Source organism: Psychrobacter sp. P11G5 (assembly GCF_001593305.1).
In the GTDB taxonomy this organism is placed as follows: Bacteria; Pseudomonadota; Gammaproteobacteria; order Pseudomonadales; family Moraxellaceae; genus Psychrobacter.
In genome coordinates this window covers 3,351,388-3,372,713 of sequence record NZ_CP012533.1, presented here as the reverse complement: position 1 = coordinate 3,372,713, position 21,326 = coordinate 3,351,388, and the positions used below count along the sequence as shown (strand labels likewise).

Sequence of the window (21,326 nt, the reverse complement as noted above, 5' to 3'; positions counted from 1 at the left end):
TAAAAGAGCTACCATTAAAAAAGGAGTCCCTCATGAAAGCCGTATTACTCGATGAAAAAAGATTTGCTACCGACCTTGCGCGACCTACCCCTAAAAAAATAACGGACTACGTCACCTTTGAAGAAACCCCACAAGACAATAAAACCATCATTGAGCGCTGTCAAGATGCCGACATCATGATTAATGGCTCCCTACGTATCGAGCGTGAAGTGATTGAAGCGCTACCCAATCTCAAACTCATCCAGCTCCTCTCTGTCGGCTCCAACCATATTGACAAACAAGCCTGCGAAGACAACGACGTCAAAGTCCTAAACGCACCGGATTTTGCCAGTGCTACCGTCGCCGAGCACACCATGATGCTATTACTCAGCGCCATGCGTGCCAGTATCAATTATCACAACAAAGTCAAAAGTGGCGAATGGAAGGAGAAGGGGCGAGCCGACATCATCGATGCTGAGGCCATTGACCTCGAAGGCTTAACCATCGGTATGATTGGTATCGGCGACATTGGTAAGCGGATCACCAAGCTTGCCAAAGCCTATGACATGAATGTCCTATGGGCAGAGCGCCAAGGTCGCAAGCCTCGTAATGACGACTATACCGACTTTGAAACCGTCCTTAGTAACTCCGATGTCATCACCATACATTGCCCGCTCACCGAGGAAACCAAACATCTCATTAACCAAGACACCCTAAGCAAAATGAGCAAAAAACCGCTACTGGTCAACGTCGCACGTGGCAAGATTGTCGATAGCGAGGCCTTAGCTAGCGCAGTCAAACAGGAGCAAATACTCGGCTATGCCACCGACGTCTTTGAACAAGAACCTGCTAGCGAAAATGACCCGATTGTCCAGCTCGCTAACGAAGGTCATCCTCGCATCATTCTAACCCCGCATATGGGTGCAGGCAGCCGAGCCTCGCAAGTCAAGCTATGGAAGATAATCACTCGACAAATTAATGATTTTATTGACAATAGTTAGGATTAAAATAACTGAGATGTGAGCTGGGAGGGTTTTGGTTTGAGGCTTTAGATGCTGAGGGTTTTGGAGCTAATCTCGCCATCCGCTCATATCTTATATGCCCACTGGCGCGGTGACTAAAGGCTGATAGTGTATAACCCTCTCAGCCAAGTCCCCGCAAGCCAGTGGTCACATAATTATACCCGCTACTGTCGAGGCTAAACCGCTCCTCAAGGCGACTATTAATTAGTTAAGCAAAGTTTTGGTAAGAGTTAGATTTGGCGTAGGGTGGGTTAGACTTTTTAAATTCTCGTAGAAGATGTAGATAAGGCGTAATCCACCGAATAAGCTCTGCTATTATGTTCAGTAAACTTTATGAAAATGCTATGGCAGCGTGCTTCAGATAGAACTATTTTAGATGATAAAGGGAATTACAGTGAATAATGTACAGCAATCACTTGATGAAGTTAACCTCAAAACTAAACCATCAAAAAATAATGGCAACAGTATTGCAGACCAAAATTTTCAGCTTAAAGCTACTAAATCGACAGGCTCAAAATATTCTATACCAGATGATATTATCAACGACTGGAAACTAAAAACACAATTTAAAATGTATGATCCTAAAGGTGACTTTAGCGTACCTTGTTGCTGCGCTTTCTTTTTATTTGACGATGAGTGGAATGAAGAAGGTCTTAGTGCATTAAAAGAACAGTCAGGTGCAGAATTGTTGATTGGCATAAGAACCAGTCGTAGATTTATGGAAATTGATAACGTCATAGATGGTGTGGTTTGCTGTGAGCTTAAGCAGGTTGATAGGATTGTACATCAGTTCCAAGCTATGTTGAGTGTGCACGGGAGCTATATCGCTATGGATCTGAATGACATTGTCAGTTTTTTTAATCAATGCCCATATACTCAATATGCAGAATCAAAACTTTATTTATCAGACGATTTTTTCAAGCAAAATAAACAGGAGGTTGAAGGATTTATAGGTAACCTTCCTATAAAAGACGTTAAAAGTCTATTGCTTTACATCCATACAATTAACCCTGGAAACCTTGAGCAATCTAGTGAAATTATAGAAATGGTTAATCGGAAAATGAATGACTCTGACATGGTGCTTTATGGCATGGCAATGAGTACATTAAACAATGCTTATATCAGTGTAATATACCCCGACGAGCCATCGAAAAATTAACGAATCATGACTCGCTTCGACACATAAAAGGCTATAAAGTTTTTTTGTTACAGACAACGCCCATAGGGAGATTGACTAACACTTAATAATTATATGCTCGGCAATATTTCAATAAGTTTTTGTCTTGCTTGCCTTTTCTCATTACTAAATGAACTAGGGTGGTGTATGCGATAACACTGAGCGTCATAATCGGGTAGTTTAAAAGCCCATAAATCCTTTGAAGGGTAGCCTTCAATAGCTGTACGTTCTCTCAACTCCGAATTTGGGAAGTATCTACGTCTTGCTGCAATGCCCTGATTGCCTGTAGCGAATATGATGATATCGGGATTTAGTACCTCAATTTGAGCGACAATAATTTTTTTAGAAATAGTTTCTATCTCTTTTATCATGTCCTTATCTTTTATGTGATTGATATGCCCGCCCTTATAGTCAGAGGCATAGATGTTAGCCCATAAAATACCATTATCGCCACTTTTTTTCGCAATATCACGTACAAAATTAAAGAATGATTTACCACGAGTATCTTTTTTCTTTTCTTTTAGTTGGTCTCGTACGAAGTCTTTACTCTCATCCATTGACCGCTTAATTCCATTTTTATCATATTGGAAGTCATTCCAACTCTTTAACCAACCCTTAGTTTCTCTACCAACAATTAGTATTTTATTAGGCGCTTGTTCGTATTCATCAGGTACACTGCCCAAAAGTAGTTTTGCTAAATCGTTATAGGATAAGGATTTTTCTAAAAACTCTTGATGCTCTTCAGCAATACTCATATAACGCTCAAACAGCTTTTCTTGTAACATTTCCTTCTCCTAGTAAAAAACATATTCAATAACCTCTAAATCATCGCCCGCACTCTCGCCATAATCCCGCGTCCAATCACCAAGCGTACATAAATAATAGCAATGCCAAATAACAAGGCAACTAATGCTGCACCGCCAATGCCTAAGCTCATCCACGGCACACTAAAGCGTAGGTTAAACCATTGGGTAATCGCAGCCCATGCGCCAACACTGGCGATAACGACCGCAAATGTCGCCGCACTGATACCAAGCACGCCTAATTCTAGGATATTGAGCATATACAAGTCGCGCTTTTGCATACCTAATAGCCTGAACGAAGCGCTTTCTTGCATGCGATCTTGCGAGGTTGAGAGCAGCGAGCTAATCAAAACCATGACACCTGTCAGCAATGCCAGTAGGGTAAAGACATAGACCAAGCGGCTCATTTGTACCACCAGCTCTTGGACTTGTTCGGCGATTGCCGTACCGTCAATGGTAGTGACAGCAGGGAATTCGCGCACCAGTTTCCCTTGCAGCTCTGGGATAGCATCTTCTGCCACATGTGCGGTGGCAAATTGGATTTGCGGAGCAGCAGATAGCACCGATGGCTCAAACAAGAAATAAAAATACGGGCTTGGGCCACGCTCGTAACGTGAGCGAATACTGGTAATTTGACCGACGATTTCGATACCTTGAATATTAAAACGAACCTGATCGCCCAGGCCGACATTGAGCATACCTGCCGCGGTATCCAAAATAGACAGTGGCGCAATCTGTGGCGTTTGGCCTTGTTGACCATCAGCTTCGATAGTTTCGATAGGCGAGTACAGCTCATTGTCTTCTATTGCATCAGTAATAAACTCAGTGTCCATCACCGTATCTGCGTAGCTTAAATTAAAGACGCGGGTAGGCTCATCAAAGCCATCCGCAGGTTCGATATCTTGCGCGGGTACGTCATTTGCGGTGACCACGCGGGCGCGAATGACAGGATAATAGCTCACTGGCGTACCAATTAAAGCATTAATATCCTCATGTTGATTGCTTTGCACATCTAATAAAAACAAATTCGGTGCATCTTCAGGATACGCATTAATAAACTGCGCATTGATACTATGATTGAGCGTGGTGATGAGCGTGAGGACAGCGACTGATAACGATAGGGTGACAAAGAACAGTGCAGATTGGTTGCCTTTACGCGCAAGGTTATGAATGGCAATGCGCTTCATCCAACTGATATCAGTATTCATCGCCAATTTGGTAAGCAGCCATAGCCAAGCGCGTGCTAATAGCCAAAATATCGCCACAAAGGCAATTAAACCAGCAAGTAGCTGCGCGCCAAATGTTAATGAGCCAACTTCATAAGCAAAGAACGCATACAGTCCTATGAGCATCAGTCCGTACCATAATAGGGGTAGGCGTCGATACCAAGGTAAGTTTTGTGATTGCTGGCTAGCACCTTGATTGAGCAATGTTGCAGGCTTGGTAGTGCTAAGGGTGCTTAAGCCGCGCTGGGCAATCAGTAAGGTTAGTACTAAAGCAATGATAATGGTTTTGATTATACTGACAGGGTTGATGGCTAAGCCGACGTCTGCTGGCAGGATGGCAATAAGATACGGCTGACCGACTTGCAGTAAGCCGAAACTCAGTATACTCGCTGCGATACAAGCGATAATAGTGGTCGCTATCAGTAGCTGATAGTAGCTACGTTTGAGAGATTTGAGAGGTTCACCTAAGGCCAAGCGAATCGCATTATTAGACTGCTGCTTGGTCACAAAAGCCGTGATGACTCCATACATCGCCACCGCTGATAATAGCAATACCGCAATGACCAGTAACTTCAAAAACATCAACACATTGTCAGAGATGCGCGATATTTGCGTGTCCTCTGAATCGATATCAGACAGCCTAATATCAGGGTAGCTGGTCAAGGTTTGCTCTAATTGCTCACGTAGTGGCTCTATGGTCTCAGCGTCTCCTGCCATCTCAATGCGATAACGCACGCGGCTACGTTGACCGAGTAAGTTGGTTGCCTCCAGCGCGTCTGCTTGCATGAGTACATGCCCACCAAAGTCAAAGGCACTGAGCGGACGATCCGGCTCTTTGGTCAGCACATCGCTGATCGTAAATTGCCCTTCACCAATGGTAATGCTATCGCCAATACTGGCATTGATACCTTGTAATACTTCTGGAGCGACGACCACGGTGTCAGGCTTGAGTTGTTGCCATAATGGTTTGCCCGAAGCCGTTTCTGCTGTTCCGTATAGCGGATAAGCCGGCGTGATACCTTTAACGCGCACCAGTAAGGTTTGCTCGTCGGTAACTACCATAGAGCTGAACTGATGATCGTAGACGATTTGGTCGTCAGGCAAGGTTTGGACTTGCTTTAAAATGTCCGCTGGCCATTCTTGATTACTCTCAAGTATCAGATCACCACCGATTAGCGCGCGCTGATTGTCTGTGATGTAGCTATCAACAGACTGCTGGATAGAATCAAGAGTGAGGTAGGTGGCAAGCGATAGCGTGAGCGTTAATAAAAACAGCACCGGATATACCCAGCGCCGCCACCAGCTGCGACTCAAGGCTTGCGAGCCTAGATCGCGAGTGAAAAGCTGGCTTATCATGCCACCAGAATAATTTGACTCTTTATCCATGTTATCCATTAACTTTCGACCCATCTATCATACCGTCATGCATAGTAATGACTCGATCCGCCATTTCGGCAAGCGCAGGATCGTGAGTCACGACGACGAGTGCCGAACCCGTCTGCTGGCGTAAATCTAATAGCAGGTTCATTACTTGATCAGCATTTTGCTCATCCAGATTACCTGTCGGCTCATCAGCGAAGACAATTTTTGGCTGCGATACCAATGCTCGAGCCACCGCCGTGCGTTGTTGCTCACCGCCTGATAGTTGATTGGGCAAACTATGACGTCTATGACCTAAGTCGACGGCTTCAATCAATTCGTTGACGCGTGCTTTATTCGGACGTCGAGCGATATCAAGCGGGAAGGCAATGTTTTCCGCCACCGTCAAAGTTGGTAATAGGTGAAATGACTGAAAAACAAAGCCCATATCACGTTGACGAATGACGGCAAGGGCATCTTCATCAAGACTGCTTAATGTCTGTCCAGCCAGCTCAACGGAGCCGCTATCGGGATAATCTAACGCTGCCAGCAAACCAAGCAAAGTTGATTTACCCGAGCCTGATTTACCCATAATCACTACAAACTCGCCAGCATCAACATGAATACTAACGTCCTTGATAATAGACAGCGATTGTTCCCCGACTTGCACGGTTTTATTGAGATGCGAGGCGGTTAGTAGGGCTTGCTGTGCAGAATTTGATATAGCTTCTGATGTTGGTGCAGTCGGATTTGATAAGGTCATTACAGGGTCTCAGTTGACGTAGTGTCTGTTACTTGCACTGGCTTGTTAAAATTTTCTCAGTCAGTCGAATCAGTTGCTTTCATTCTCTACCATTGCTTCAAGCTTAGGCGCTAAGATTGGCAGGATATTATCATTAACGATAACTGTGTAGCCATCCTTGGTCGGATGAATGGCGTCAGCTTGGTTTAGCTCAGGGTCACCGCCCACACCATTTAAGAAGAACGGAATAAGGGTGACGTTCATATCTTTAGCGACGCGGGGATAAATCGCGGCAAACGACTGTACATAATCAGAGCCAAGATTGTCATAAATCTGCATGCCGCCCAAGATAACTTCACTGCCATTGTCTTGCAAGCGTTTAACAGCAGTACGGATATTTGCTTCAACGGTTGCGACGTCAATACCACGGATAGCGTCATTCGCACCGATGGTCAAAATAGTAATATCAGGCTTGGTTTGTGCAACCCAGTCCAAACGGTTGATCAAGCCAGTGCTGGTTTCCCCACTTAGACCTGAGTTGATGACTTTGACATTCTCGTAGCCCATATCTTTGAGCGTTGATTCTAATTGGGCAGGGTAATTGTCATCAGGGTCTACCCCTAGACCTTCGGTCAGAGAGTCGCCAAGTGCCAAGATAGTAATAGGTTGTTCTATAGCTGCTATATTACCTTGTTGATTCACTGTTTCACGTGAAACCTCATTAGTAGCATTGTTCATAGCTTCTGTTTGAGAAGCATCTACTACTGGGTCGTTAGCGTCAGCCTCTTTATCAGTGGCTGGACTACACGCTATCAACGCTAAGCTAGTCAGTAGCGCTAAGCTAAGTTTCTTTGATAAAAATTTAGATAAATAAGGCTTTATTAAAGGCAATGACATAGTGATTCCGTTACATATTTATTGGCATTATTTGCTTTATATTAGGTCAGGCTTAATATTCACAAGTAGCTGATACTATGATCAAAAAACACCTTAACAATTTTGATAGCCGCTGACTGTCTGAGATTGGTTAGCGTTATTCAGAACTTTTGCTACCCAAAAATTCGGATATGGCCTGATAAGTTTGTTTACAAATATCAGGATTAAGATTTTCCATATTTAGGTAAGCATGAATGACTTTGTCATAAGTGATGTGCTGCGTCTCAACACCAGCTTCGCTAAGTTTGGCGGCATAGGCGACACCTTCATCATATAACGGGTCGATCGCTGCATTAATGATAAGGGCAGGGGGTTGATGCGCCAGCTCATCTGAGCTGGCAAATAGAGCGGACTTTGCCTGTCTGTCTTCATCGTGTTGAAAGTTGTGTTGAAAATACTGGTCAAAATACCAACTGATACGTGCTTGACTGAGCAGATAACCATTGGCGTATTTTTCAATAGAGGGACAGCTCATAGTAAAGTCAACGCTCGGATATATCAGTACTTGCGCGCTGATATCATTTATTATGCCTGACTCTATTATTCTAGGGTCGCGTAGCAGATTGGTGACTAATGCCCCACCATGACTGTCTCCTGCTATTACTAGCTCATTCGTGCTAATGTGATGGCGGGCGAGTAGTTTATTCAATCCAAGCAAAGCGGTACAAGCATCGTTTTGAGCACAAGGGTAAGGATTTTCTGGTGCAAGGCGGTATTCTGGGGCAACAATAATGTGCCCAGTATGCTTCGCTAAACGGCATAGAATTTGATGATAAACAGAGACGCTACCCGCTGTACCACCGCCACCATGAAAGTACAGCATCACGGGTGGTGGTGTTTGCTCAGTCTGCTTTATTGAAGCATCAGGCAAGCTAGGATAAAAAAGGCGCACTGGTACATGATAAGTAGGCACATCATAAGCATCGTTAGTTGACGCATCACATTCAATGATGTCATCGACTATTAGCGCCACATTCACGGCTTCGGTGACAAAGGTATGAGTTAAATTTGCTAGGCCATCTCTGGCATTGATGGCGTTAGGGATACTGCCTGTGTTAATAAATGCAGGGAGCAGCTGCTCATTTAATACCTTTAGATAATTGGCAACAGCAGGTAATAAATCGACTTGGTTTTCAGCATCAGCTTTGTTGTACTTGATAGAGTTGCTCATCTTCATTCCTTTGAATTTATCATTATTAAACGCGCTTTAATAATTCACAAGTCGGCATTGCTAGTGGCTGCTGATAGTTAATAATACATCAAACATGCTTTAAGTTAAGCAGGGCGACCATCGACCATCACCGGACGACTGACCATCCAAGCAATCACAACGTTGATAATCATCAAGATTAACATAATAAAAAGGGGTAAATCCCAGTTACCAGTCGCTTCATGTAGCCAACCAGTCCCTAATGGACCAAAAAACGCTATCAAATACCCAACGAATTGAGCCATGCCAGACAGCTCGCTAGATTGGTTGGTCGTATAAGTTCGTAGCGAGAACAACATCATGCTTAAGGTAAAAATCGCTGAGCAGCCAATGCCCATTAAGCCTGACCATAACCATGCAAGGTCAGTAGATAAGTAGCTTACCCCTATGATACCAATGACGTTTAACACAGCAGCAAATACCGCCAACGCTTGAATAGGACGCCCCCGGTTTACCAGCCAAGTTAAGCTTAAGATAGCGATCGGTGCCATAAATTGAAATACCGAACCCATTTGTCCGGCTTTAACGGCTGATAGTCCTTGGCTTACCCAAATAGATGGCAAGAAACTGGCAACGGTATAGAACAGCAGTGACTGCAAACCCATAAAGACTGCAATTTGCCAAGCAAAAGGCGTGCGCCACATGGATATCTCTGAAGATCCTGATGCAGGTGGGACAACCGCTTGATGACTAGATGAGCCGAGACGCAGACGTAAAAATACCCAAAGTACAATGGCAAATATGCCTAAAATCGACCAACCACCAAGCGCCCACTGCCAGCCTACCTGCTCAGATAGCGGTAGTACGACTCCTGCTACTATGCCTGCCGTCACCGTCATCGTTAGACTAAACAAACCAGTAATCAGCGGAATATGATTCGGCGTACGCTGTTTAATAACGGGCGCAGCTAAGGTATTGGCAAAACCAATGGCTAACGTTAGTAATAATGTGCCACTTAAAAACCCAATCCAAGTTGGCATAACGGTACGAATAATCATACCCGTCGTTAATAACGCAATCATCACAATCAGCGTATTCTCAAGCCCAAAGCGCTTACCAATTGATGGTGCGATAAGCGCGCCCACTGCAAAAGTCAGCATGGGCACTGCACCTAGCCAACCAATCTGAGTCTCAGAAATATTGAGCGCATCTTGTACTACTGGCGCAATAGAGCCAAGAGCAACGATTGGCGCACGCATATTGGTGGCAAGTAAAATCATGGCACATAACACGAGCCAAAAAGTGAAGCGTGATGAGGGCAGCTTAAATGACTGCGAGTTTGGAGAAGTAGACATAGCAGCACGACTATTAGAGTAAGAAAAAGGACACGTCATTAAACAGCGCCGATAGAGTCGTCGCTTGCAAATAACACCATAGAAAACGCACCTAAACGGTGATTGATATAATAAATCAGAACTAGAAAGTACTTGCAGAGCGCAAGAAATACAAGCTTGCTACCCTATTGAATAGGGCGAACATAGTATATGAGTAGTGACTTTGAAAAGCTGAATATTTTGAAAGCTGACTATAAAGAGCTATTTATAAATAATTGCATAGCACAACTAAAAATAGCGCCAATCCATTTCAAAGGACTAGACGCTATTATAGGAACAGATGTTAGGTAAATACTACCAGCGTATGGTAACTAGCGCAGGCGTTTATACAGATTTACCTAATTGAGCGGCTTTTAACGCATTTTCTTGCTGTTCAGCGATGATTGAGTCACATTTATTAGGATCATTACCACAGAATGAGCAGTTTTCATCGCCCATCAATTTAGCAACACCGCCACAAGATCCTCTAAGCGGCTTTTTCTTGACCATATAGCCAATACCCATAAATACAAAGAACAATATAAATACGGTAAAGGTGATGGCAAGCATTGGAAGCAATTGACTAAACATAGAGGAAACCTCGTTTTTTAAAAATAGAGGTGCTATCTTTATTTATAGAGATAACACCTTAATAGTATAGCAAATTTTTGCACTGTCCGTTTACTCTTCGAGTATGCTTTAAAGCATAATGATTAGAGACTAAGGCTGTTTATCAGCACGTAATGCTTGCATCGCAGGCGTCTGTACTACTTGCCAATCATCGAGACTATCTACCGAATCGTTCGGTTGTACTCCATCAGCTAATATCACAAATAGTGCGGCTAAATTTTGTTGTTTAGCGACACTAAGTGCCTTCTCATAAGGCATAGCAGTGAGAGCAGTTGCCCATGCATCCGCAAGTGCGACTGAGTCTGCCGCAACAGTTACCGAAGGTGCACCACCAACGATAGGTTTTCCAGTAGTAGGGTCAATCGTATGGCTATAGTGCTTGCCATCGAATATCACTGAATTACGGTAGTTGCCTGAAGTCGCTAGATGTAACTGGTTGTTGGTTTTTATAGGTTGACGAATAGCAGTGATAGTCTGGCGCTCGCTCACAGTACTACCCTCAATAGGGGCATCGATGGCGATTTGCCAAGGCTGTTGTTGATTGCTAACGCCAGCAGTCGCAATTTCCCCACCAATCTCAACCATATAATTACGAATTTGATAACGATCTCTGAGTACATCAGCGATGACATCGACGCCATAACCCTTCGCTACTGCCGAAAAATCCAAACCAATACCATCTTTAGTTTTGTAGATCATTTGATCTTGTTTTACGACACCATCAAAGTCTACCAAGGCACTTGCTTGTGCAATAGCCTCTGCACTAGGTGGGCTTTGTAAGCGTTCAACGGTCATGGTGCTACCAAACCCCCAAGTATTGATAAGAGGCATAACGGTAGGATCAAATGCTCCACCGGATTCGGTATAGACTTGTCGCGAGACATCGAGCACGCGACTAAAATCGGCATCAATGATGATAGGCATGTCTTTACCTAACTTATTGAATTTAGAGATAGTAGAATCAGCTTGGTACGTCGACATACTGTCATTGATCTGTTGCAAACGTTCGTTGATAGCCGCTTGGATATCTGCTTCATCGACATCTTCTGGCAACTGGTAACTGATATGGTAGCTTGTGCCCATCGTTTCACCGATCAAATAATTATAATCAGGCGTTTGTTGACAGGCTGTTAAACTAGCTAGGCTAAGTGCTGCAGCAGCAAATAATACAGTATTACCTGCTGTCCTTCGTTCATCCTGAGGCTTAGTTGTAGGTAAGCTTATGTAGGATTTATCTTTAGTTAACATGGTGGATTTATCCAACAGCAAAAATGGATTAAAAAAAAGAGCGCCACTATTGACGCTCTTTTTTATGCATTTCATAGTGACCGTCAAAATAAGCATAAGTCAAAATAAACAAGTATTTTAACTATTAAGCTTAACCGCCAAAGTCATCAAGCATGATGTTTTCATCTTCAACACCAAGGCTGTGTAGCATATCGATGACGGCAGCATTCATCATTGGTGGCCCACACATGTAGTATTCACAGTCTTCTGGGTTTGGATGGTCTTTTAGATACTCTTCTAACAAGACATTATGAATAAAGCCAGTATAGCCATTCCAATTGTCTTCAGGAAGTGGATCAGATAAGGCCACATGCCACTCAAAGTTATCAAACTCTTCTTCTAGTTGATCGTAATCTTCAACATAGAACATCTCACGAATAGAGCGCGCACCGTACCAAAAGCTGATCTTACGATCAGAATTTAAGCGTTTAAGCTGATCGAAGATATGCGAGCGCATTGGAGCCATACCAGCACCACCACCAACGAAGATCATCTCAGCTTCAGTATCTTTAGCAAAAAACTCACCGTAAGGGCCTGATACCGTAACTTTATCGCCAGGCTTTAAGCTAAACGTCCAAGAAGACATTTTGCCTGGTGGAATACCGTCAGGACCACGTGGAGGTGGACTTGCGATACGAATATTAAACTTGATGAGGCCTTTTTCTTCAGGATAGTTGGCCATTGAGTAAGCACGAATGACCGGCTCATCAACTTTTGAGACATATTTGAAGATACCAAATTTTTCCCAATCTTCTCTATATTCCTCATCAACATCAAAGTCTTTATAATGTACTTCATGCGGTGGCGCTTCTAGCTGTACATAACCACCAGCACGGAAGTTAACTTCTTCGCCATCTGGAATTTTCAGCACCAACTCTTTAATAAAGGTTGCAACGTTATCGTTCGAGATAACCTCACATTCCCATTTTTGTACATCAAAGAATTCAGGATCAATCTCGATTTTCATATCTTGCTTGACAGCTACCTGACAAGCCAAGCGCATATGATTACGGATTTCACCTTGAGTAAAATAGCCTTCTTCGGTGGGTAAAATAGAACCACCACCTTCAATAACACGGCAGCGACATTGAGCACACGTACCACCGCCACCACATGCTGAAGATAAAAATATACCTTCGCTGGCAAGAGTTTGTAGTAGTTTACCGCCTGCTGGAGTCACAACATCATTATCGGGATTATCATTGATATGAATAGTAACATCGCCTGAACTGACCAGTCTTGAGCGTGCCGCCAAAATAATGGCAACGAGGCCCATGATGATCAAGGTAAACATAGCAACGCCACCAATCGCCGTAGCATAATCCATGATATGTATCCTTAATCTATGGGGTAGGGGTGCGGGAGTATGAATTTATCACTCTACCCGAACGCCTACCGAATAAATGAATTAAATAGGTCAAATAGCTAAATAGGGTTTTAAGCTAGAGCATCCGCTAATTCATGAATTAAACAATCAATTAATTAGCGGCACTAAGCTTAGCGGTTTAAATGGACATACCACCGAACGACATAAAGCCGAGCGACATAAGGCCAACCGTAATAAAGGTAATACCAAGACCACGCAGCGGTGCTGGAATGTCTGAATATTTAAGCTTTTCACGAATACCTGCTAATGCGGTGATAGCAATTGCCCAACCAAAACCTGCACCTACGCCATATACCACAGACTCACTAAAGTTATAGTCACGCTCTACCATAAATAGTACGCCACCTAAAATGGCACAGTTCACAGTAATTAGCGGTAAGAACACGCCAAGAGCGTTGTATAAACTTGGTACAAACTTGTCCAAGAACATCTCTAATATCTGTACGGTAGCAGCAATTAGACCAATATAACTTAGTAGACCTAGGAAGCTAAGATCAATATTAGGGAAGCCTGCCCATGCCAGCGCACCATCTTTTAGGATGAACTGGAACAATAGATTGTTCAATGGCACAGTAATGGCCATTACTACAATGACAGCAACCCCAAGACCGATAGCTGTGGAGACTTTTTTGGACACTGCCAAAAAGGTACACATGCCTAAGAAATAGGCAAGCGCCATATTCTCAATAAAAACTGAGGTTATAAATAAACTAATATAATGTCCCATTAGTGACCGCCTCCGTGTGCCATACCTTTAGACTGCGGCTTCATTACAAATTCTGCTTCTTCAACCTGTTCTGGTTTCCAAATACGGACAATGGCAATGAATAAACCAATAATAAAGAACGCTGATGGCGGTAATAATAATAGACCGTTTGGTAAATACCAACCACCGTCAGTTACTGGTTGTAGGATAGTGATACCGAACCACGTTCCTGAACCTAAGAGCTCACGAATAGTAGCGACAAATAGCAGTACCGCAGAGTAGCCAAGACCGTTACCAATACCGTCTAAAAAGCTTGGTACTGGTGGATTACTCATGGCAAATGCTTCTGCACGGCCCATGACGATACAGTTAGTAATGATCAAACCAACGAATACCGATAGTCCTTTACTGACATCGTAAGCAACTGCTTTTAGCACCTGATCGACCAAGATAACCAATGAGGCGATAATCGTCATCTGTACAATAATACGAATACTTGATGGGATTTGCTTACGAATAATTGAGATAAAGAAACTTGAAAAAGCCGTTACCAATGTCAATGCCACACACATGACTAAGGCATTCGACATACTCGTCGTTACCGCTAGCGCCGAACAGATACCTAATATCTGTAGGGCGATGGGGTTATTATCAAAAATAGGCGAGGTTAAAATACTTTTTGTGTCAGCCATGTTATGCCTCCTTGCCGTTTGCTACTGGTAGCGCTGCTGCCAGTTCGGTTGTAGGTTGAGCTGCCTTGTTATCTGATTTGGCTTGTGTATCAGCTTTATCAATTGTTTGACCGCTCTCTTCGCGCAGCGCATCTAGGTAAGGTTTATAGCCTTGCTCACCTAACCAAAACTGAATCATGTTGCTTACACCGCGACCAGTAAGCGTTGCACCGCTAATACCATCTACCCAGTTTTCTTTTGGGTTACCAGCTTTGGTCACACCAGTAGCAACATCACCATTTTCATCATATGAATGGATACCGCTCCACTTTGCGCGCCACTCTGGCTCTTCGATACGAGCGCCTAGACCTGGGGTTTCTTTATGCTCATAAAAGCTAATACCTTTAATGGTATTCATATCACTTTCAAGCGTTAAGAAACCGTAAATAGTGCCCCATAATCCATAACCTTGAATCGGTAGCACAACCATTTCAGGTTTACCCGCATCATCATTTTTAACATAGACTTTTGCGTATTTAGGCTTACGGCCAATACCAGCAGGATCATTGCTACCTAGATCTTCACTCAAAGCTTTATTCTTAGTTGCTTGACTAGCATCATAAGCATTGCGATCAGGAATACCCGCTACTTTCAAAGCGTCATCATCGAGATAGTTACCTTTGTTTAAATCAACAATCTCGACTTCAAAATCTTTAAAGCGTTCAGCAACGTCTGCAGCGGTGTCAGATTCAGCATCATACATACCGGCTGCTACTAGGATGTTTTTATTACGGTCTAAGCGTGCGTTTTCAACTTGCATTGGTTTAAGACCAACTGCAACAGCTGAAACCAATACTGAACACACCAAGCATAGCGTCAATGCCACACTGATGGTTTTTGTATTATTACTTTTGGGCTTGGACATAACGAACCCTCCGAGCTGTTTGGCGTTTGATGTTTGCTTGGGTCACAAAGTAATCAAACAATGGAGCAAATAAGTTAGCAAATAGAATGGCCAGCATGATGCCTTCTGGGAAGGCTGGATTGACTACTCGAATCAGTACCGTCATAAAGCCAATCAAAATACCATAAGCCCAGCGGCCGTTATTAGTATGTGCAGCTGAAACTGGATCAGTTGCCATAAAGACAGCACCAAAAGCAAAGCCACCAATAACTAGATGCCAATAAAATGGTAGGTTCATCATCAGATTGTCTTCAGAGCCAATCATATTAAAGACAAGAGAGGTGGCGATAAGACCAACCACACAGCCTGCCATAATGCGCCATGATGCAATGCGCGTCCAAAGTAGAACGGCCGCACCCATCAAAATTGCAAGCGTAGATACTTCACCGATACTGCCTTGCATATTACCTAAGAACGCATCACCCCAAGTGATCGCATTGCCATAGACATCAACGAAGTCCTGAGGAGTCACACCAAGTGCTGCAAGGCCAAGTGGCGTTGCACCAGAGAAACCATCGACTGCTGTCCATATTGAGTCACCAGACATATAGGCTGGATAAGCAAAGTATAAGAATGCACGACCTGATAGAGCAGGGTTAAGGAAGTTTTTACCAGTACCGCCGAATACTTCTTTAGCAACGACTACACCGAAGATGATACCTAAAGCAACTTGCCATAATGGAATATCTGGCGGCAAAATCAGTGCATACAGTACTGAGGTCACAAAGAAACCTTCGTTTACTTCATGCCCACGCACTACGGCAAATATAATCTCACAGAGAATACCAACACCAAAGGTGACGATATAAATCGGTAAAAATTGCATTGCCCCGTAGACTAAGCTTGCCCAGATACTATCTGGATTATAGCCAGCCATGCCAGTGATTATGGTACGCCAGCCCTCAGGTTGCAAACCCAATTGAGCGATGGCGGTTAATGCTTGATGACCGACGTTGTACATACCCCAAAACATTGCTGGAAAGGTACATAGCCATACGGTAATCATAATGCGCTTCAGATCAATACCGTCACGTACGTGTGATGAGGCATAAGTCGTTGAGCCTGGTTGACGTAAAAACGTATCAAACATCTCAAAGATAGCGTAGTACTTTTCGTGTTTGCCACCTTTGGTGAAAGACGGTTCCATACGATCGAACATATTGTGTAAAAATTTCATCGTGGTTAGCCCTCCAGCTCAATGCGAGTTAAGTTATCACGCAAAATATCACCGAATTCATATTTGCCAGGAGATACGAAGGTGCATAATGCTAAATCTTCTTCGTCTAGTTCAAGTACGCCTAAATCAACCGCAGTGATAATATCTTCAACGATTAAAGCACGTAATAGCTGGGTCGGCAGATAATCTTGCGGCATGACCTCTTCATAAACCCCGATAGGTACCATCGCTCGCGGTGAGCCATTGCTCGTCGTGGTAAAGTTATACTTCTTGCCACCAAAAAATTGCGAAATATAAATAGGAAGTTTAGAGAAGCGATTTGCACCCGGACTAAAGAAGTGAAACGCTGGGCGCTCACGACCCTCAGATAACACACTGATCTGATTGTGAAAACGACCAAGGTAGGCCACATTAGTAAACAACCTGCGACCAGACAGTACTGAACCTGAAATAATACGGTTCTCGCCAGCAGCCAATTGACCTTTGGTCAATGCTGTAATATCGGCACCGCGCTCAGTTGCCACTAAATGTGGGGATTTGACCGCAGGGCCAGCTAAGCTTAGCAGACGACGCGTATATAAACGACCAGTGGTAAAGAGTTTGCCAATAGCAATCACGTCCTGATAGCCAATCGTCCAGACGGTCACACCGCGACTAATTGGATGCAAAAAGTGAATATGCGTACCAGCAAGACCTGCTGGATGTTTACCCGCAAAGCTATGATACTCAGTAACATTGTTTGTCGCCGTATGTGGCACTGGTGCTATATTGGCTTCAGAATGATGACAAACGAAAGTCTTGGGACTCAGCGTTGATAAAACAGCAAGGCCGTCATTAAACGCTTGTGTCTGTTCATTAATCAGTAGCATCGGGTCAAACGCTAGTGGATTGGTATCCATAGCGGTGACGAAGATAGCATGCGGACGAGCGCCAATATCAGGCGCGCGGCTATAAGGACGCGTACGAAATGCAGTCCACTCACCAGAAGCAAGCAATTGAGTTTCAACAGCTTCAGAGTCTAAGTCAGCAAGTTGCTGGGAGTCATAGCGCTGAAACTCTACTTCTTCACCGTTTGGGTCAACCTCAATTACAAGACTTTCAAAGACACGACGTTCGCCACGTTTAATGGCAATGACTTTACCAGCAGCAGGGGCAGTATAAATAACACCCACTCGTTTTTTGTCTTCAAAAACGGGTTGACCCTTAGCTACGATGTCACCCTCTGTGACATTCATCGTAGGCTTCATACCTACGTAATCGTAACCAACAAGTGCCACGTGTGCTGGTCTGTGCTCTGATATCTCGCGGGAGGGCTCACCTGTGATGGGCAAATCCAAACCTTTCTTGATGGTAATCATAAGCGAAAACTTAGTCCATAGTCTAAAACGATACCAGACGTCCTGTTTGGTACGACGGCAGTATTAGCAAAAGCTTAATTAAAAGCTGTCAATCAGCAGCAGCCCTAAAGCAAAGCTGTGATTGAACGCCTTAAACGTAAAGCTTAAGTATTACTGCAAGTAAGAGTATTAACGCTGACCTTAGACTCCTTAACAACACGTTAACGTCTTATTCGAATTACCAATATGGCGACCGGCTACCAAGATGCATGATAAATCTATCAAATTAAAATAAACCTCCAAAGCTAGTCGCTTAGAGTGAGCACTTTAATTCAAAGATAGGCTTACCACGCGTTTTATTAAAATTTGAAACATTGTAATACTAGTATCATATAGATGAGTTCTAGGATGGTCACAAGACCGTTAGACTCAATATATGATAATCTGATCAAAAACAAACCAATTAAGCGATTAGCATACAACTTCAAACCATGCCAATCTACTCGTTACTGGTTTATCGGAATAACAGACAAGGTTATGGTCAACATTTCACCGACTTGTTGTCTGTACTTTGTCATACCTTTATAGTCGAACATTATCAAGCTATCTGTAGATGCTCGTCATGCGTGGCTAAGATATAGAAACAAATACAAATTTACCTAGGATTATACGCTAAATTAACCTAAAATTGCCAGTTAGTAATTGAATTTATCTAATTGTAGTGCCGAATTTAAAGGCTGAAACTTATAGTTATCAATAATTAATTTTAGCCAAACGACGACTAGAATTCTAACTAAAAACACAAACTTAAGTTGTATTTAATCTGTTGAATATAAATATTCAGTTAAGTGCATACTTTATATTATTTTCTTAACATTTTTCAATTATTGTTGTTTCTGTTTTACTTTTTTTTAATAAAATATTTTTATAAGGAATGCTGTATGTGTGCTGCGCCTGTGATTATTCCAGCTATCGATCTAAAAGATGGCAAATGTGTACGCTTAAAACAAGGCCGTATGGAGGATGATACGGTATTTTCTGATGACCCCGTAGCGGTAGCAGGTCGCTGGGTTAAAGAGGGAGCAAGGCGTCTGCATTTGGTTGACCTTAATGGCGCATTTGATGGTGTACCCGTACATAAGCGCGTGGTTCATGATATTGCTAAAGCTTATCCCAAACTACCTATTCAATTAGGCGGCGGGGTACGCAATCTGCATACTATTGAGCAATATATCACTGCAGGCCTTACTCATATTATTATCGGTACAAAAGCGGTTGAAGATCCTGATTTCGTTACTGAGGCTTGTCGCGAGTTTGCAGGACACATTATCGTTGGTATTGATGCCAAAGACGGTATGGTAGCCACTCATGGCTGGGCAAATGTCACCGATACTAAAGCAACTGAGCTTGCTAAACGTTTTGCTGATGTTGGTGTATCGTCAATCGTCTATACCGATATAGCTCGTGATGGCATGATGCAAGGCGTCAATGTTGAGCAAACGGTCAATTTGGCACGTGAGGGTGGTTTGCCAGTGATCGCTTCAGGCGGTGTCACTGATATGCAAGATATTAAACTGTTAAAGCCTTATGGTGATTGTATTGAAGGTATCATTACAGGGCGCGCCATTTATGAAGGTACACTAGATCTTGGCGAGGCTCAAAGTTATCTAGACAGTTGATAGTCTATTAATATAGTTGCCTATGTTTATCATATAGGCAATTATAGTTGATACATTAATAAAGGATACTTATGATAGCTTTTTTTGACCATCTATCTATACATAAATATTTGCAAGTCCTAGGTCGGCTATTATTATCAATTATTATTTTTTATGGCTTGCCTGCTCATGCCATTGGTGAAGAGTTGGCAAGCATTGCAGCAGTATCAAATGTAGATAGCAATACTTCTATAAGTGCAGAAGAAGAACCTGCTACAGCGCCTAAACCAGAAAGTAACGTGTTACCTACTGCACCAGCGCCGATAGAGGCACCGCCAGTTATCAGTGGTGAGAGCACTAATAATGCTCAAATTGAAACCACACCTACCCCGCAAAAAGACAATGACATTCGTCAGCGTATTAGCGGTATTTTCTCCGAGATTGATGGCTTACAGACAGTCAATGTCAGTGTTACCCAAGGTGTTGTCACTTTAACAGGGGAAACCCCGAACGAGAAAAAAGCCCAGCAAGCGATTAACCTTACCAATCGCTTAACGGATGTAGTGACGGTTGAAGATAAGATTAATCGTACGCTCGATGTACAAGATAATGTTTCAACAGTATATCAAGGCCTCAAAACTCAAGGTACAAATTTAGTCAAAGCTTTACCGTTATTATTGGTAGGCATTGTTATATTTGGCATTGTGGCTTGGTTTGGCAGTTGGTTGTCCAAACGTCAAGGAATATGGCAGCGTTTGACTCCCAATCCCTTTGTAGCCGAGCTGTTATCCCAAACGATTAAAGTGATTTTTATTGTTTTTGGTCTAATTTTGGCGTTGAGCTTGATAGGTGCAGAGACTATTTTAGGCACGCTACTTGGCGGTGCAGGGGTAATTGGTATTGCTGTTGGTTTCGCAGTAAAGGATTCTATTGAGAATTATATTGCCTCTCTCATGCTAAGTATTCGTCAGCCATTTCGTGCTCGTGATCAAGTAAAAATCAACGAGCATGAGGGTATTGTAGTGCGCTTGACCTCACGGGCAACTATTCTAATGACGTTAGACGGTAATCAGTTACGTATTCCGAATGCCGAAGTTTTTAAAGGAATTATTTTAAACTATACTAAAAATCCTGAGCGCCGTTTTACCTTCGAACTAGGTGTTGATGCCAATGATGATCCATTAGCGGCAATTAAAGTTGGACTAGACGCGATAAGCACATTAAGTTTTGTCTTAGACAAACCTAAAGCTATCGCTGTCATCACTCATGTTGGTGATTCTAACATCGTTCTTGAGTTTCAAGTTTGGGTGGATCAGTCAGAGACTGACTTTGCTAAAGCACGTAGTATTGCTATTCGTGAAACTAAGCATGCTCTAGAAAATCAAGGCTTCAGCTTACCTGAACCTATTTATCGACTACGTTTTAACAATAAATTAGAAAAAGCGTTTGAGCATATGCAAAATGGTAAAGGTATAGACAGTTCTGAGCTGACTGTAACGCCCATGACTTCTGTACCAGAGAATGAGCAGAGTAGTGAAAATTCAGCAGATGATAAAGATAAAAAACAGGCTAAAGCGCGCGCTAAGCAAATCCTGAATGGAGATAATGCTGATGACGTGTTTGATGCTCGTCCTGATGAAAAACTGATGGAAAAAGTTGAACAAGAAATTGCGGAAAGTTCTAATGAAACGGATTTATTAGACAAAAATAGTCCACAAGAATGATCTTTATCGTAAGGTATA

Annotated in this window: 18 protein-coding genes; 4 read left to right on the top strand and 14 right to left on the bottom strand. The window is 43.0% G+C overall.

The window, feature by feature from the left end; all coding sequences use genetic code 11:
• Nucleotides 1–32 precede the first annotated feature (32 nt).
• Complete coding sequence (locus AK825_RS13835) at nucleotides 33–980, top strand: NAD(P)-dependent oxidoreductase (RefSeq protein WP_068038696.1); 948 nt, start codon at nucleotides 33–35, stop codon at nucleotides 978–980.
• A 415-nt stretch (nucleotides 981–1,395) separates the two neighbouring features.
• The gene (locus AK825_RS13830; protein ID WP_149038770.1) at nucleotides 1,396–2,160 is read left to right on the top strand and encodes a hypothetical protein; all 765 of its coding nucleotides are present in this window, start codon (nucleotides 1,396–1,398) and stop codon (nucleotides 2,158–2,160) included.
• A gap of 89 nt (nucleotides 2,161–2,249) precedes the next feature.
• On the opposite strand, the gene AK825_RS13825 is transcribed toward AK825_RS13830, so the two are convergent.
• The 14 genes from AK825_RS13825 to AK825_RS13760 all read right to left on the bottom strand — a co-directional run bounded on the left by AK825_RS13825 (nucleotide 2,250) and on the right by AK825_RS13760 (nucleotide 17,947).
• Nucleotides 2,250–2,963 carry a hypothetical protein gene (locus AK825_RS13825; protein WP_068038690.1) on the bottom strand — a complete coding sequence of 238 codons (714 nt, stop codon included), beginning with the start codon at nucleotides 2,961–2,963 and terminating at the stop codon, nucleotides 2,250–2,252.
• Nucleotides 2,964–2,998: 35 nt separating this feature from the next.
• The gene (locus tag AK825_RS13820; RefSeq protein ID WP_227514084.1) at nucleotides 2,999–5,617 is read right to left on the bottom strand and encodes an FtsX-like permease family protein; all 2,619 of its coding nucleotides are present in this window, start codon (nucleotides 5,615–5,617) and stop codon (nucleotides 2,999–3,001) included.
• On the bottom strand, nucleotides 5,595–6,329 hold the full coding sequence (locus AK825_RS13815) for an ABC transporter ATP-binding protein (protein ID WP_068038684.1): 735 nt from the start codon (nucleotides 6,327–6,329) through the stop codon (nucleotides 5,595–5,597). Before AK825_RS13815 ends, AK825_RS13820 begins: the two co-directional genes overlap by 23 nt.
• A gap of 69 nt (nucleotides 6,330–6,398) precedes the next feature.
• A complete protein-coding gene (locus tag AK825_RS13810; protein ID WP_068038681.1) occupies nucleotides 6,399–7,205 on the bottom strand; it encodes an arylesterase in 807 nt (268 codons plus the stop codon).
• 136 nt (nucleotides 7,206–7,341) lie between these two features.
• Nucleotides 7,342–8,415, bottom strand: a complete 1,074-nt coding sequence (locus tag AK825_RS13805; RefSeq protein ID WP_068038678.1) for an alpha/beta hydrolase — start codon at nucleotides 8,413–8,415, stop codon at nucleotides 7,342–7,344.
• A 104-nt stretch (nucleotides 8,416–8,519) separates the two neighbouring features.
• Nucleotides 8,520–9,788, bottom strand: a complete 1,269-nt coding sequence (locus AK825_RS13800) for an MFS transporter (protein ID WP_068038675.1) — start codon at nucleotides 9,786–9,788, stop codon at nucleotides 8,520–8,522.
• A gap of 324 nt (nucleotides 9,789–10,112) precedes the next feature.
• Nucleotides 10,113–10,358 carry a (Na+)-NQR maturation NqrM gene (gene nqrM / locus AK825_RS13795; RefSeq protein ID WP_068038672.1) on the bottom strand — a complete coding sequence of 82 codons (246 nt, stop codon included), beginning with the start codon at nucleotides 10,356–10,358 and terminating at the stop codon, nucleotides 10,113–10,115.
• 129 nt (nucleotides 10,359–10,487) lie between these two features.
• Nucleotides 10,488–11,645, bottom strand: coding sequence for an FAD:protein FMN transferase (locus AK825_RS13790; RefSeq protein ID WP_082787261.1), 1,158 nt, complete (start codon nucleotides 11,643–11,645; stop codon nucleotides 10,488–10,490).
• Between the two features lie 130 nt (nucleotides 11,646–11,775).
• Nucleotides 11,776–13,011 (bottom strand): NADH:ubiquinone reductase (Na(+)-transporting) subunit F, encoded by a 1,236-nt coding sequence (gene nqrF / locus AK825_RS13785; RefSeq protein ID WP_068038669.1) that lies wholly within the window; start codon nucleotides 13,009–13,011, stop codon nucleotides 11,776–11,778.
• Nucleotides 13,012–13,189: 178 nt separating this feature from the next.
• The gene (gene nqrE / locus AK825_RS13780) at nucleotides 13,190–13,798 is read right to left on the bottom strand and encodes an NADH:ubiquinone reductase (Na(+)-transporting) subunit E (protein WP_068038666.1); all 609 of its coding nucleotides are present in this window, start codon (nucleotides 13,796–13,798) and stop codon (nucleotides 13,190–13,192) included.
• Nucleotides 13,798–14,469 carry an NADH:ubiquinone reductase (Na(+)-transporting) subunit D gene (locus AK825_RS13775; RefSeq protein ID WP_068038663.1) on the bottom strand — a complete coding sequence of 224 codons (672 nt, stop codon included), beginning with the start codon at nucleotides 14,467–14,469 and terminating at the stop codon, nucleotides 13,798–13,800. Before AK825_RS13775 ends, nqrE begins: the two co-directional genes overlap by 1 nt.
• Before the next feature lies 1 nt (nucleotide 14,470).
• Nucleotides 14,471–15,373, bottom strand: a complete 903-nt coding sequence (locus tag AK825_RS13770) for a Na(+)-translocating NADH-quinone reductase subunit C (protein ID WP_068038660.1) — start codon at nucleotides 15,371–15,373, stop codon at nucleotides 14,471–14,473.
• Nucleotides 15,354–16,589, bottom strand: coding sequence for an NADH:ubiquinone reductase (Na(+)-transporting) subunit B (locus tag AK825_RS13765; protein ID WP_068038656.1), 1,236 nt, complete (start codon nucleotides 16,587–16,589; stop codon nucleotides 15,354–15,356). Before AK825_RS13765 ends, AK825_RS13770 begins: the two co-directional genes overlap by 20 nt.
• Nucleotides 16,590–16,594: 5 nt before the next feature.
• The gene (locus tag AK825_RS13760; protein WP_068038653.1) at nucleotides 16,595–17,947 is read right to left on the bottom strand and encodes a Na(+)-translocating NADH-quinone reductase subunit A; all 1,353 of its coding nucleotides are present in this window, start codon (nucleotides 17,945–17,947) and stop codon (nucleotides 16,595–16,597) included.
• Nucleotides 17,948–18,867: 920 nt separating this feature from the next.
• On the opposite strand from AK825_RS13760, the gene hisA reads away from it, so the two are divergent.
• Nucleotides 18,868–19,605: a 1-(5-phosphoribosyl)-5-[(5-phosphoribosylamino)methylideneamino]imidazole-4-carboxamide isomerase gene (hisA, locus tag AK825_RS13755; protein WP_068038650.1), complete on the top strand. Its 738-nt coding sequence runs from the start codon at nucleotides 18,868–18,870 to the stop codon at nucleotides 19,603–19,605.
• A 71-nt stretch (nucleotides 19,606–19,676) separates the two neighbouring features.
• Complete coding sequence (locus AK825_RS13750; protein ID WP_068038647.1) at nucleotides 19,677–21,308, top strand: mechanosensitive ion channel family protein; 1,632 nt, start codon at nucleotides 19,677–19,679, stop codon at nucleotides 21,306–21,308.
• Nucleotides 21,309–21,326: the final 18 nt, after the last annotated feature.

Excerpts from the sequence above, each read along its gene's own strand:
- AK825_RS13760 (WP_068038653.1), bottom strand. The coding sequence starts at position 17,947 with ATGATTACCATCAAGAAAGGTTTGGATTTGCCCATCACAGGTGAGCCC.
- AK825_RS13790 (WP_082787261.1), bottom strand. The coding sequence starts at position 11,645 with ATGTTAACTAAAGATAAATCCTACATAAGCTTACCTACAACTAAGCCT.
- AK825_RS13800 (WP_068038675.1), bottom strand. The coding sequence starts at position 9,788 with ATGACGTGTCCTTTTTCTTACTCTAATAGTCGTGCTGCTATGTCTACT.
- AK825_RS13765 (WP_068038656.1), bottom strand. The coding sequence starts at position 16,589 with ATGAAATTTTTACACAATATGTTCGATCGTATGGAACCGTCTTTCACC.
- AK825_RS13775 (WP_068038663.1), bottom strand. The coding sequence starts at position 14,469 with ATGGCTGACACAAAAAGTATTTTAACCTCGCCTATTTTTGATAATAAC.
- AK825_RS13820 (WP_227514084.1), bottom strand. The coding sequence starts at position 5,617 with ATGGGTCGAAAGTTAATGGATAACATGGATAAAGAGTCAAATTATTCT.
- nqrM (WP_068038672.1), bottom strand. The coding sequence starts at position 10,358 with ATGTTTAGTCAATTGCTTCCAATGCTTGCCATCACCTTTACCGTATTT.
- AK825_RS13805 (WP_068038678.1), bottom strand. The coding sequence starts at position 8,415 with ATGAGCAACTCTATCAAGTACAACAAAGCTGATGCTGAAAACCAAGTC.
- AK825_RS13750 (WP_068038647.1), top strand. The coding sequence starts at position 19,677 with ATGATAGCTTTTTTTGACCATCTATCTATACATAAATATTTGCAAGTC.
- AK825_RS13810 (WP_068038681.1), bottom strand. The coding sequence starts at position 7,205 with ATGTCATTGCCTTTAATAAAGCCTTATTTATCTAAATTTTTATCAAAG.
- hisA (WP_068038650.1), top strand. The coding sequence starts at position 18,868 with ATGTGTGCTGCGCCTGTGATTATTCCAGCTATCGATCTAAAAGATGGC.
- AK825_RS13815 (WP_068038684.1), bottom strand. The coding sequence starts at position 6,329 with ATGACCTTATCAAATCCGACTGCACCAACATCAGAAGCTATATCAAAT.
- AK825_RS13835 (WP_068038696.1), top strand. The coding sequence starts at position 33 with ATGAAAGCCGTATTACTCGATGAAAAAAGATTTGCTACCGACCTTGCG.
- nqrF (WP_068038669.1), bottom strand. The coding sequence starts at position 13,011 with ATGGATTATGCTACGGCGATTGGTGGCGTTGCTATGTTTACCTTGATC.
- nqrE (WP_068038666.1), bottom strand. The coding sequence starts at position 13,798 with ATGGGACATTATATTAGTTTATTTATAACCTCAGTTTTTATTGAGAAT.
- AK825_RS13770 (WP_068038660.1), bottom strand. The coding sequence starts at position 15,373 with ATGTCCAAGCCCAAAAGTAATAATACAAAAACCATCAGTGTGGCATTG.
- AK825_RS13825 (WP_068038690.1), bottom strand. The coding sequence starts at position 2,963 with ATGTTACAAGAAAAGCTGTTTGAGCGTTATATGAGTATTGCTGAAGAG.